We start from the raw sequence: 12,715 nt of genomic DNA on the forward strand, positions 1-12,715 counted from the left end.
CTAACGCTAAAGCACACGGTAATTGAAGAGATAATGATAGATAAAATTTTCATAAACGCCCCTCGGATATAAAATAATTTTCTTCATATACGTGTTAGGTTGTCACTTTTCTTGTCAACTAACCTGCCCCGATAGTTCCATAAGAAAAAGCTGCCTGAAAGACAGCTCTGATCTTCGGCTAACGCACCTAATAAGGTTGTTTAATTTGGGTGGCAATAGCTATTAATCGCCCCCTAATCAAGTTTAGCGAAAGCCACTAGGGCACCTTTATCACAAGATTGAAAACCGTTCTTTTCGTAGAAGTGACGTACATCAGGTGCTTCTTCTGTTAAAAGGACTTTTTGACGTACATCCTTATATTTTTCAAGAACATGCTGCATCATAAGTGTTGCAATGCCTTGATTTTGATATGCATTTAAAACTAAAATATCTTGAACATAGACAATTGTCAGTCCATCTCCAACGACCCGAGTTAAACCGATTAATTTCCTGTGTTCCCATGCTGATACAACATATAAAGATTGAATTAAAGCTTGTTGTAATTGATTTAAATCTTTCGTATATGCATACCATTCAACATCATCATAAAGGCTTTTTAAATCATCTTGCTCTATATGTTTTTGTTCTATAATAATAATGGACATTATATTTTCCTCCTCAAAATTTTATTTTGAAGAGTATAAACGTAATTTCACCACTGTCTTATACCTCCTTTTAAACTAACATAATGCCTTTTTTGAATAAAATATCGAAATATTACTTCTTTTATTATACAAGAAATAAAATAGGTGGTATTAACTTCCATCATGTAATTTTCAAAAAATTTACACATTAGTCCTCATTTTTTTTATAGAACTAACCTGCCCTTTAGTTCCATAAGGAAAAGCTGCCTTAAAGACAGCTCCGATCTTCAGCTAAAGCACAGAAGCCTTTATTTTTCAAATCTCACTAACGTTTTTTCTGGTATTTAATCTGGTCAATATCAAAGTTATTGATTTGGAGAGTTATCTCACCCTCTCGCTTATCAGTTTCATCTCCAATCCAACAGCTATACAGTTCAAAATAATCCCCTTTTTCAAGATAGCTGTCCATTCTTTTACAAAGTTCTAACAGTTTTACTTTTGATTCAGCACAGGTTTCTTGATTCATATATTCCGAAATCTCAATTCCCCAATGACTTGATACCTCGTAAACATAAGGGTTAGTAAACTGATTTTTTTTTACATTTTGCAGTTCGCTATCTCCTGCAAAACATCTTCCAATGTAAAAAGAATCATCTGAATATTCATCAATGTTAATTGGTAATTCTATATTACAGCCAATGTATGAAGCTAAATTCATTCTTACCGACTCCTTTGATAATCCTTTTTAAACTATTCTGCCCCGATAGTTCCATAAAGAAAAAGCTGCCTTAAAAACAGCTCTGATCCTCAGCTAGCTCACCCTATAGTTGAACAAGAAAACTAATAATTTTCTTAACTAAATATATATAAATCAAAGTGGATTTCTGCTTGAATTAAGCTGGAAAAATCTATAATGTTTTTCTGTAAATACATTGCGGGCTTTTCGTCATTTTCTACTTGAATTACAATCATAAAAAGAAACTCTAAACTATATTTCTCCTTTAGTTGTTTTAATTCTTTCGTTTTACCTTCAAGAGATTTAAGAATTGTATTCAACTGGTTGTTAATATCGTATGATTCCTGATATCCAGTGCTTAAAGTCCAAACAGTTTCTTTTCTCCGTCTAATTTTGGTTGATACAAGATTGGGATTATTAATTTTTTCTATAATATCTCCCTTTTTGTAAGTTTTTGTAGGTTCAATACTAAGAATATCGGTTACAACCTCCAAAGCAAATTCATCACCAAATACACTAAAGTAAGCCATTACTTTTGTTTTATCCAGAATACTTCATCCTCTTTCTATCTTAAATGGTGTTTATTTACTTGTATCATACATAATAATAAACGCCTGAACAATCAAGGTTTTCTTCTTCAACTATCCTGCCCCGATAGTCCCATAAAAAAAAGCTGCCTTAAAGACAGCTCTGATCTTCAGCTAACGCACCCGTTAGTTGAAGTAAGTCTTTTATTTTTTTTTGATAAATATTCTATTTAAAATACTAATGACAAAAATTGAAAATATAAAAATTAAAGTAGAGATTATGGCAGATGAATTATCAAATCGAGATTCATAATTAGCTATCAATATAAGATAAATTAATAATCCTGCTAAATATATAAGAATTGTTTTCATAATTAGCTTAGATATCCTTTCGAATTCTTTATCCTTTAATTTTAACAAAAAACCCTCTTCAATCTCTGGAATAATATAAGTTCTTTATAAACTAACCTGCCCCTTTAGTTGCATAAAAAAAGCTGCCTTAAAGACAACTCCTTGTTCAACTAACGCACCCGTTAGTTTAAGTATTATTCTTCACAAACTATCGGTTGGTTTAATTCAGCAATAAGAAATAACGTGTAGTTATCAAAATTGTTGATATGAATAAAGGTTTAAAAATTATCGTTATTAGAAAGGTATTCTGCGACATCTTTAGGAACTTTAAAATTAAAGTTTAGTTTCTTTGTTTTAAAGTTGATATAAGGACTGTCTTTATAGGTAGTAATTGTAGCTATTTGTTTAAGTTCCTTTTCATCTGTGTTAGACTCTCCAAGTTTAATTGTATCCTCTTGGGACATCTTATAAATATTCTCTTTTGTTGCATTTGAAGGAATATCCGCAATACTCCATTTATCAACTTTAAGTGCATTAACAAATTCATTTACACCATTTTTATTATTGATAACATTTAAAATCAATTCTGGATTTTCTACTGACGACACTTCTATCTTTTGGAGTTTCTCAAGCCCAAAGTCTTCTTTCATATCTTTTTTTTCATTGCTGCACCCGAATAAAAGTATAGATATGCTAAATATAAATATCATACAAACTTTTTTCATAATTTTTGTCCCCCATCCAAGAATCAAGTTCATACAATCACTTACTAAATCAAGAAAATTTTAACACTTATGGATAATTATTAATATTTATATACAATCTAAATTAATATCGGTCTTAAGCCTTAGAATATACAAATAATAAGACTAAACTATAAATTACTTCTCTTAAACTAATCAATCCTGGCTGTTTTACGTTGTTAATACTTCTTTTAACCTTTCTCTATCAAGTACATCCTCTAAATGATCTTTCACATAATCATTAACAAACTCTGGATTTAAGGAAATATTTTGGACAGGAAAAAATTAATTTTTATGCTGTATTCATAATTCGATTTTCAATGGCTTGTGGGGTTTGATAGCCCAAGCTGCTGTGAATTCTTTTTCGGTTATACCAACCTTCAATAAGTTTGAATAATATCTTTAGATGGATAAGGACGGTATTTTTCTTCGTAATAGAACGAATTCTAAAATGTGTCCATGAAACTATTCCAAATCTTCTATTCCTTCAAAACGTTTAGCTTCTGCTTAATGAGATACCTGTCCCGGGTACAAATATATGTGCTGTTTTTATTCTCGGTAGTATGGTCGGCCTGGTACCGAAGTTGCACTAATTGACGTACCAACGGTAGGAAGTTATTACTTGTTCCATTATTTCGCCTTCTAAAAGATTAGGTTATCGTATTAATTATTGTTCAACTATACTGCCCCTTTAGTTGCAGCTGTTTCCAGCCCCTTAATGAACTAAAGCACCCGTTAGTTCTATAAGAAATAAACAAGTAAAATAAATATAGAGATAACAATATTCATATACCCCCAAAATCCTTTTCTGTCTTTTTGAAGTTCGACAAAGCCTGTCACCAATATAAATGCCCCAAGGAAAAATATATAATACGGCATTAACTTAAAGGTTTGAGTTATTAGACTATAACCTGATAGAACAATAATCACTATCGCCAAGATAATTCTAACCATTTTCAAAAATGTATTTCCCCCTAAAAATTAAGTTCTGCACTATTTCTTTTATAATCCTACCATATAACACCTTATCACTTGTATGGTAATTGGAAATACTTTCTTTCACTAACCTGCCCCTTTAATTCATTAAGAAAGAGCTGTCTTAAAGTTAGCTCTGATCTTCTGCAGACGCACTCGTTAGATGAAGAGTGGGTAATAGAATATTAAAATAAATCCTAATAAAATAAGACCAAAGAGAATGATTAATCCACTTGTATTTAGTAAAACGTCTAATATCACCCATAATAAATAGAGAATTTTATATTTTCTACTTTCATCCTTATTATTTTTGTAGGCTTCTTTAATTAGCCACCCTAAAATGCTACTTCCAACAACAATTAATATAATACCAATAGCCATTATTTTCATAAACGTGGTTTTGTTACTCCTTTTAAGGAAATTCGTATGCCTCGTTTGTCCCTTTTTTATTGAACTGACCTGCCCCATTTAGTCGCATAAAAAAGCTGCCTGAAAGACAGCTTCGATCTTCAGCTAACGCACCATGTCAGCTGAAGAACTAGGGTATTTCATTTTTTCTTTTGTAAGAAGATAGAATCCCAAAACCAATAAATAGCAGCTGCTGTAAAACTAAAACCGTAATATATTTGGGTTTTAACTAAATATGTAGGTTCGATTCTAATTACCATCACATTAAATAAAAATACTGCTACAAAAGAAAGTACCGTGTAAATTAAAAGATAAAACACATTAAATTTTCTCGGGCGTTTATTAAATATAATTTGCAATGGTACTGCAAAAAGTAAATAAGGTATAACAACATAAAGAGAATATATAATAACAGGCATTAACTGCAACCAAGAGGGCTCTCCACTAAATATAATTATAAAAACAGAAAAAGAGATACAAGACAAGAATAGACTAATAAAATAATAAGGTATTACATCGCTAATTATTGATACTTTTTCGCTTAATTTCCAAATCTCCAATTTTGCTCAACCTTCCCGTATGTCATGTTAATTTATTCCATAATAATATCATTTCTTCAACTATTCTGCCCCGTTAGTGCCATAAGAAAAAGCTGCCTTAAAGACAGCTCCGATCTTCAGCAAACGCATCTGTTAGTTTAAGTGTAACCCTTCACAAAACACCTAATAACCATTACTGTAAATTTAATATAAATTACGGTTTCATTATATCCCTAACTTTCTCAGGTATCATAACAACCTCCGTATTTAGGTCAACAGGTCTAAAACTTGAGTCTATACATTCCTCCCAATATTTTAAATGCTTTTTATCAATCCAATGGTTTGATTCTTCGACATTTTGACCACCTTCTCCTTGTACTGAGTACCAATATAAATACTCATTCCCATCAAGCTTCTCTCTAAATATGGTTTCAACATACATCCTTTCACCTTCTAAAGTAATAAGACCATCCTTCATATTGTCGTTTAAAAATTTCATCCATTCATCTACTATTTCTGATTTACCTTCATTTACTCTAAACCTTGTTAATTCTACATTCACAATATCCCACCTTAATTTTTACTTCAGTATTCCGTGCAATTCTTAATTCTTCTTCAACTAAACTGCCCCGATTTTCGCATACAGAAAAAGCTGCCTGAAAGACAGCTTCGATCTTCAGTTACCGCACCGATTACAGGAAAGTTTAATCTTTCTTATCCTTTTCGAGTAAATCAATTATTCTATCAAGCTTTTGTTCGATATTTTCTGACTTGTTTGGGTGTTTAGTAACTAAAGAACGAACAAGAAAAAACACACCAGAAAAAATTCCAAATATAAAAATAAGGAAGACTAGTTGATATAACATATCGCCAATATTCAATTTAATTCCTGCCTTTATAGGTATTGGTGTTAGTGTACCTTATTTATAAGGGCACAATTCTATAACACTAGCCCCTTTAGTTGAAGGCCTCATTTTTGCTTATTTTTTCAAAAAAACGACACTGTCGCTTCTTTCCACTTGAAAATTTAAATCATCCTTACTATTAAGCATATAACTTGCATCTTTCACATTCTCAGATTCAAACGATATACCATATCCATTATTCTCAGGATACCCATATAAATAGCAGACCACTTTTCCATCGTTCAAAAAGACAATCTGATTCATTCCTTCATTTACAGTTTCGCTAATGGTATCCCATTTATAGCCTACCGTTTCATATATATCATCTTTCGGGGTATATGGCCGAAAGGAATATACTACATCCCAGTCGAACGGTGTTACATCTAATAAATTTATTGTTTCAACGGAATTTCCAATTGATAACACTTCTTCTTTTAACAGCTCTTCGTTTACATCCCATAATTCCTTCTTTAGTAGATTCATAACGATAGCTATACATATTATACCGAAAACAATGATCACTACTGTTTTTTTAGATTTCAATCTGTAACCACCTTGAACAGCAAAATTCCTAACGAAGTTATTCACTTCATTATAACAATGTTTTCCAAAAAAAGTCTGAAATCTTTATAACCTGCCCCTTTATTTCCATAAAAAAGGATGGTATGTCAACGCTAAATCGAACAACATTTTTAAGGGTAATTTTTTTATATTCTAGAGGACTTAAGTAGCCAAGAGGTCCATGAATTCGTAGCTTATTAAACCCGTTCACTTAGTCTACAAAATTCGAGAGTTAGCCTGGATATATTGGAATGTTTAAAAAAACTATTATTTTTTTAAAGGAGATTTTTGTAATTTTGGTTAGCACCACCGTGCCATCAGCCTAAGAAAACAGGCCACCCCTAAAACCATAAATATATTTTTTCTTTTCACAATAGATCCTAAAAATTCTGTTTTAGCTTGATGGTAATGGGGGCCAACCAACAAAATGCGGAAAGTGTATATTATCAAGACCTAAAAAGCCATAAAAAATAAAGGCCGATACATATTAGACATGATTAATATGTATCGCCCTTTTACTTCATGTTTTACAATCGCGCCCCGATTGCCGAATAAAACTAAACTTGATATTTCTGAATCAAACCTACAAACGTATCGACAAAAGATTGTAAGAATTGAACAGTTCCTTCATTCTTAACTTTGCCGTTTTCATCCAATAAAGCTGCCGCGTTACTCAAATAAGCTTCCGGTTGTTGAACCACTGGCATATTTAAGCATACAAGTGATTGACGTAAATGGTGGTTTGCCCCAAAACCGCCTAAATTACCAGGTGATTGACTAATAATGGCTGCTGGTATACCATTCCAAACACTCGCTCCATAAGGACGTGAACCTATATCCAGTGCATTACTTAATACAGCTGGCACAGAACGGTTATATTCAGGTGTTACAAATAAAAAAGCATCAAATTGCTTTGTTTTGTTACGAAATGCCGTATATTCTGGTAGGACATTATTTTCACTATCATCATCCTGATTATAGAATGGGAGATTTCCGATTTCGATACATTCTGTTTCATATCCTTCGGGAAACAAAGCTGCAACATTCGATGCGATTTTTTTAGAAAAAGATTCTTTTCGTAAGCTACCAACTAAAATACCGATTTTTGTCATTTAATATCATCCTTTCTCTCAATGTTATTATTACGCATAATGGTCATATTAAAAAGTACGCACTTAAAAGTGGTATAGTATAGAAAAAGATACTTAAGGAGCTATTAGGCTGAATATAGAACCAGAATCATGCTGTGTAGAAGATGCTTTAAGTATATTAGTCGGGAAATGGGAACCAATTATCTTAGTGCATTTATTTACGAACGGTACTCAAAGATTCAGTGAGTTAAAACGAAGAATACCTGGAATCACGCAAAAAATGTTCACCAATCAATGACGTGAGTTAGAAAACGAGGATACTATTCAGCGCGTTGTCTTTCCACAGGTTCCTCCTAAAGTGGAATATTCGATTACTGAATACAGCAGGAGCTTGGAACACATCTTACACGCAATGCATGAATGGGGAACAAAGCATACATTGCATAAAAGACAAAAATCGAACGAAAGAGCGAGTAAATAAAATACGGCCTTTATTGGGTGCTTTTACATTTTTAATATCTTTGCTAAACGAACCTGCCCCGTTAGTTCCATAAGAAAAGAGCTGCCTTTAAAACAGCTCCGATCTTCGGCAAACGCACCCGTTAGTTCATTAAGGATATTTTATTTTTTTAACTGCTTATTTAAAAATACAAGAAATACTCTTTGAGATTTTTCCCTTTTTATAATTCTTTTTACACGCATTGTACATTGTAAATACTGCCTAACATTTCTATCTACAAAAAACAATCGATGATATTTTTCATCTTCGTATATTTCTTTAAACCAAGTATGATTCTTCAGCATTTCTATATTTCGATCAATTTTTCGAGTATCCAAAGAATTATCACCGAATCCTGCTGATAGAATGCCTAAAAGAAAATCTAACATAGCTTAATTATCCCCCTGTTATTGGAGTAAAGCACCCGTTAGCGTAAGAAGAAAAATTGGTCAATAGCTATTCCAAAAAATATTAAGGCAGCGACAAACCAAATTATATATTCTTTTTTATTTCTTTTGTTAACTATATAATTTTCAATCCCTATTAAAAGCATCACAAAACCTACTGTAATTTTTATAATCGTGGAATATGTGTAATAAACTGTGGTATCAATTTCATTCAATGCTTGCAACGAAACAAATATTGCAATGATTGATAATAATATCTGTACAAACATCAGGGGTTTAATTCTGCGTGACAACTTCTCAAAAAAAGTATTCTTAATTTTATCTAGGAAAGAACGCATTTTGCCTATATCCTCCAAGTTACTTTGTAGTTACTTCTTCAATCTTAACAAAACACCTTTCTTATTTATCTAGAAAGATGTTCCAACCTTAATGAACTAACCTACCCCTTTAGTTCCATAAGAACAGAGCAACCTTAAAGACAGCTCCGATCTGCAGATAACGCACCCGTTAGTTCTGTAAAATAATGTAATTAATTAGATTTTTATTATTTTATCTTCATCCCATATACGTTCCAAGATCACTTCATTATTGATACAGTTTATTTGAAAAACGTCAGGATTAGTAAGGTTTTTCCAACACTCAAAATCAAAGTCACTATGATAATTCTTTAAAAGAAAGGATATTATATTTCCGTGACTGACGATTACTGTGTTTTCGGTCCCACCTTTAAAGACTTCTTCTGCAACATTTACAATTCGATTCATTGCTTCTTGACTTGACTCTCCTCCTTCAAATTTTAATTCCATATCATTAAATGTTGCTTTTAGTTTTTCATACCAATCAGGCAAGTCCATTGTACTTAGTATTCGTTCTGAGAGGCGTTCATCAATCTCTATTTTAATATTTGTTTTCTCACTTAAGGGCTCTACCGATTGAATAGCCCGCAAAAAAGGACTTGAAATTATTCGGTCAATTTTTTCATTACTGAAGAAATCAACTAAATATTCCGCTTGTTTTAAACCTTTTTCTGTTAATGGAGATTCCGCAGGTTGCCCCTGTGCTTCACAATGTCTGACAATGAAAATCTTCTTTAACATAAGCCCCTCCCACCTCTATTGGTCGCTTGGTTTACTTGCTTCTTCTGATATATAAACTTCCCAGGAAACTATGGTAGTGCTATCCCTAACATTGTTTTCTTGAATTTCTTGCAGCAATAATTCAATACCATCGTCGGTTTGACAATTAGCAAACACTTTAAATATTTCACTTGGATTAATAAAAGGGGCATTTGAACATTCTATTAAACCATCAGTAGTCAAAAAAATATGATTTAACCCTTTTCTTAGCTCTCTTGTCCCACTGGTATAACAAGGCACTTTGTTATCAAATGTGTTGACCTTTCCTACCCATTCATAGAATTGCCTTTGATTAAGTTGATATTGTCCAAGTACAACTAAATCTTGATGAAACAAATAAAGAATACAGTCTCCTACCGAAAACCACCAAAGATACTTATGTTTTCGTACAACGATTAAACAGGAGGTTTCACCTTTTACTTTACGACAAATAGAAAGAAATTCATCACTTTGAAAAAGGTTTAATATCTTCTCTTCAAGGTTTTTAAACATATAATGATTTGTAGTAGGAAAGGATAATAGGTTTTCCATATCCGTTTTATTCTGTTTAAAAAGATCAATCACTATCTCAGCACTCTCGGCAGTATAGTGTGCATCTAATATAATTACGAATTCCCAATCCTCATTTTTATTTGACCACACTAAGCAACCATCTTCGTTCTTATTTTGACCTGCTTCTGAGTTTCCTCCATAACGTCCAACAATAATTTGGTTAAGCTTTTGAATATCTGGATTATCAATAAAAGCTTCCTGACTTCCAACCCAACTAAATTCTTCACCCTTATAAGTCCCTGAAGTTTGTGTATCTTCAGTGTGGTTATTACAATAACAACCTTCCACAATAACTATCCCCTTTTCCGATATAGATAAAATTATAAAACAAATATAACCAAATTTGTTATTTATCTAACTATTGCTAATGAAATATCCCAAATGATTATATTTGATCAGATAATTACTCTCTTAATGAACTAACCTGCCCCTTTAGCTCTATAAGAAAAAAACGACACTTCGTTATTGAAGTATCGCACCTAAAGTTCAAGAAGATTTAATATGGGATTGTCTTAATTTTTCGATGATTAAAGGTAATTCCGCCAAATCATCTACTATAAAATCTGCTTTGACATTGTTCCATTGAAAATCTTTTTTCCAAATTCCCTTCATCCCTACATTTTGAGCAGCGTTCACATCATTTTTTGGATGATCGCCAACAAATATACTTTCATTAGGTGAAACATTCAGTTGCTCCAAGGCTCTCTTAAATATTTGAGGGTCAGGTTTTTTAATTCCTTCCCATTCAGATACTAAAATTGTTTCAAAGTACTTTTTAATACCTAAAGCCCTTATATTATCTATCTGAAACTGTCCTTTTCCATTTCTAATCATTCCTAGAACAAGATTGTTACTTCGTAATTTTTCTAACATGCTAATAAGATTTGGAAATGAGACGCAACTATTCTTAAATTGGCTTATATAATCTTGAAGTAAATCTTCCTAAGTTATCCCTGGAATAACAAATTCACCAGCCAATTGTTGATATACTTTATCTTTCCAAACATAACCTCGACAATCTAACTCTATGAACCTTGATGTGTATTTCTCTTTTGGTATATGTCCTATCCATTTATTTAATCTTTCATATTGTCCGTCAATAAATTTTTGTAGTGAAGCATCTCTATTTAATAAAGTCCCATCTAAATCAAAAATCACTGCTTTAATCCCTTTTCCCCCCACTCCCTAACAATTACAATACTTATCTATTTCGTTATACTTACTCCAAATTCCTTGTTGAACTAACCTGCCCCGATAGTTGCATAAGAAAAAGCTGCCTTAAAGACAGCTCCGATCCTCAGCTAACGCACCCGTTAGTTGAATAAGAAAACTAAACGAACAGTTGCTCCAGTATCCCTATAAACAGAATTGATAATATAACAATTGGTATTGAAATCAATATCTTATTTCGTAACCTAATATTCTCGAATCGGCTATATATCTTATTTATTACTCCGTAAACGATTAGTATGAAAAATATACTTATACATATTGCTAATAAATCAACAGAAGTAAATGGTTTACCTATGTATTTATCCAGGGGAATGTTGATAACAAAAATTGCTGAAAATAAGATGAATTGATAAACACAAAATCTAACATAATTCAAAGATGATTACTCCTATTCTATGGCTTTTGATATATTCTTTTTTGAATACTTCTAATTTCATTAACGATTTATTAACCTTTTCCTTTAACAGAGCCTTCTTATTTAATCATATCATCTAAAACTTTTCGTTGTCTGAAGAAATAGAAGTTCATCTTAAACTAACCTGCCCGTTAGTTCTATAAGAATCTATTTTTTTGAAATTACAGTAAACATTCCTGTCATATTGGGTGAGAAGTTTTTAAAATCATATCTCTCATAGAACGGTTCTTTACCTTGCGATGCAAACAAACCAACAAACGCCTTATCCGGGGCATTTGTTTTTAAGTATTCAACCAAAAGATTCATTATTTCATTTCCAATACCATTTTTCTGATATTCTGGATGAACCACTATATCTTGGATATAGAAATAAATAGCTCCATCGCCGACAATTCTCCCCATACCCACAATTTGTTCATTATCCTTGACTGTGATGGAGTGAAGAGAATTCCTTAGGGATGTTTCCACCACTTCAAAATTCATATAATTAGTCCATCCCACAGATTCACACAAATATTTGTATTCTTCCAATGTGGGGATATTATTTTCAATCTTATATTTTTTCAAAATTTTTTACTCCAATTCCTCAAATTAACCAATAAATATATATTCGTCATAGTTTTATTTACTCCTCTTCCTCAGCTAACCTGCCCCGTTAGCCATCCATGAAGCGCAAAAATCAGCGCTTCACCACAGAGAATGAAAATTGGTCTCTATGTCGATAATGTTTTAATGGCTGGCGAAAAGGTCGTTGAACTATGGTGCCTTTGAGCCCATCCGTTAGTCTGTTAGTCTGACTCCGACGACCACGGTGTACCACCGACTGTCGCGCCCTTTATGGGTAGCACTCATGGGAGATTAATCCTTTTTTGGTTGTCGCGCTAGCTTCCAATTAATTTGCTATGATTGGAGGTTTTTGTTTAACGATTTACCAAACTCAATCAGATCACTCATAAGGCTCAGCCTTTTTTAAAAAGCGTTTTTACTGGGTCTATTTTCTTGTGGTTTTTTCTG

General features: G+C 32.4%; 15 protein-coding genes and 3 pseudogenes. 1 reads left to right on the forward strand and 17 read right to left on the reverse strand.

Annotation, left to right across the window (positions count from 1 at the left end; translation table 11 throughout):
- Nucleotides 1–233 precede the first annotated feature (233 nt).
- The 11 genes and pseudogenes from AS888_RS04270 to AS888_RS04320 form a co-directional block, all read right to left on the reverse strand.
- The gene (locus AS888_RS04270) at nucleotides 234–644 is read right to left on the reverse strand and encodes a GNAT family N-acetyltransferase (RefSeq protein WP_061140931.1); all 411 of its coding nucleotides are present in this window, start codon (nucleotides 642–644) and stop codon (nucleotides 234–236) included.
- Nucleotides 645–931: 287 nt separating this feature from the next.
- A pseudogene (locus AS888_RS04275) lies at nucleotides 932–1,341 on the reverse strand (hypothetical protein).
- 134 nt (nucleotides 1,342–1,475) lie between these two features.
- The gene (locus AS888_RS04280; protein ID WP_061140932.1) at nucleotides 1,476–1,889 is read right to left on the reverse strand and encodes a DUF4279 domain-containing protein; all 414 of its coding nucleotides are present in this window, start codon (nucleotides 1,887–1,889) and stop codon (nucleotides 1,476–1,478) included.
- A 626-nt stretch (nucleotides 1,890–2,515) separates the two neighbouring features.
- On the reverse strand, nucleotides 2,516–2,962 hold the full coding sequence (locus AS888_RS04290; protein WP_061140934.1) for a hypothetical protein: 447 nt from the start codon (nucleotides 2,960–2,962) through the stop codon (nucleotides 2,516–2,518).
- A gap of 759 nt (nucleotides 2,963–3,721) precedes the next feature.
- Nucleotides 3,722–3,934, reverse strand: coding sequence for a DUF3953 domain-containing protein (locus AS888_RS27045; protein WP_061141066.1), 213 nt, complete (start codon nucleotides 3,932–3,934; stop codon nucleotides 3,722–3,724).
- A gap of 180 nt (nucleotides 3,935–4,114) precedes the next feature.
- Nucleotides 4,115–4,336 carry a hypothetical protein gene (locus tag AS888_RS26315; protein WP_155645379.1) on the reverse strand — a complete coding sequence of 74 codons (222 nt, stop codon included), beginning with the start codon at nucleotides 4,334–4,336 and terminating at the stop codon, nucleotides 4,115–4,117.
- Between the two features lie 167 nt (nucleotides 4,337–4,503).
- Nucleotides 4,504–4,923 carry a UPF0715 family protein gene (locus AS888_RS04305; protein WP_061140936.1) on the reverse strand — a complete coding sequence of 140 codons (420 nt, stop codon included), beginning with the start codon at nucleotides 4,921–4,923 and terminating at the stop codon, nucleotides 4,504–4,506.
- A gap of 193 nt (nucleotides 4,924–5,116) precedes the next feature.
- On the reverse strand, nucleotides 5,117–5,464 hold the full coding sequence (locus AS888_RS04310) for a DUF6176 family protein (RefSeq protein WP_061140937.1): 348 nt from the start codon (nucleotides 5,462–5,464) through the stop codon (nucleotides 5,117–5,119).
- A 142-nt stretch (nucleotides 5,465–5,606) separates the two neighbouring features.
- Entirely contained in the window at nucleotides 5,607–5,783 is a 177-nt protein-coding gene (locus tag AS888_RS24875) for a DUF4083 domain-containing protein (RefSeq protein ID WP_081092306.1), read from the reverse strand.
- Between the two features lie 99 nt (nucleotides 5,784–5,882).
- Complete coding sequence (locus AS888_RS04315; RefSeq protein ID WP_061140938.1) at nucleotides 5,883–6,350, reverse strand: hypothetical protein; 468 nt, start codon at nucleotides 6,348–6,350, stop codon at nucleotides 5,883–5,885.
- Between the two features lie 575 nt (nucleotides 6,351–6,925).
- Nucleotides 6,926–7,480 (reverse strand): NADPH-dependent FMN reductase, encoded by a 555-nt coding sequence (locus AS888_RS04320; RefSeq protein ID WP_061140939.1) that lies wholly within the window; start codon nucleotides 7,478–7,480, stop codon nucleotides 6,926–6,928.
- Between the two features lie 109 nt (nucleotides 7,481–7,589).
- Here AS888_RS04320 and AS888_RS24880 point away from each other — a divergent pair.
- Nucleotides 7,590–7,940: pseudogene (locus tag AS888_RS24880) on the forward strand (winged helix-turn-helix transcriptional regulator).
- Between the two features lie 140 nt (nucleotides 7,941–8,080).
- Here AS888_RS24880 and AS888_RS04325 read toward each other — a convergent pair.
- The 6 genes and pseudogenes from AS888_RS04325 to AS888_RS04355 form a co-directional block, all read right to left on the reverse strand.
- Entirely contained in the window at nucleotides 8,081–8,347 is a 267-nt protein-coding gene (locus AS888_RS04325) for a hypothetical protein (protein WP_061140940.1), read from the reverse strand.
- Between the two features lie 38 nt (nucleotides 8,348–8,385).
- Entirely contained in the window at nucleotides 8,386–8,703 is a 318-nt protein-coding gene (locus AS888_RS04330) for a hypothetical protein (protein WP_061140941.1), read from the reverse strand.
- Between the two features lie 195 nt (nucleotides 8,704–8,898).
- Nucleotides 8,899–9,462, reverse strand: a complete 564-nt coding sequence (locus tag AS888_RS04335; protein WP_061140942.1) for a histidine phosphatase family protein — start codon at nucleotides 9,460–9,462, stop codon at nucleotides 8,899–8,901.
- 15 nt (nucleotides 9,463–9,477) lie between these two features.
- Entirely contained in the window at nucleotides 9,478–10,242 is a 765-nt protein-coding gene (locus tag AS888_RS04340; protein ID WP_061141067.1) for a PP2C family serine/threonine-protein phosphatase, read from the reverse strand.
- A gap of 297 nt (nucleotides 10,243–10,539) precedes the next feature.
- A pseudogene (locus AS888_RS04345) lies at nucleotides 10,540–11,220 on the reverse strand (HAD family hydrolase).
- A gap of 628 nt (nucleotides 11,221–11,848) precedes the next feature.
- A complete protein-coding gene (locus AS888_RS04355; protein WP_061140944.1) occupies nucleotides 11,849–12,268 on the reverse strand; it encodes a GNAT family N-acetyltransferase in 420 nt (139 codons plus the stop codon).
- Nucleotides 12,269–12,715 lie beyond the last annotated feature (447 nt).

Origin of the sequence: Peribacillus simplex, from assembly GCF_001542915.1 — a bacterium.
Taxonomy (GTDB): Bacteria; Bacillota; Bacilli; order Bacillales; family DSM-1321; genus Peribacillus; species Peribacillus simplex_B.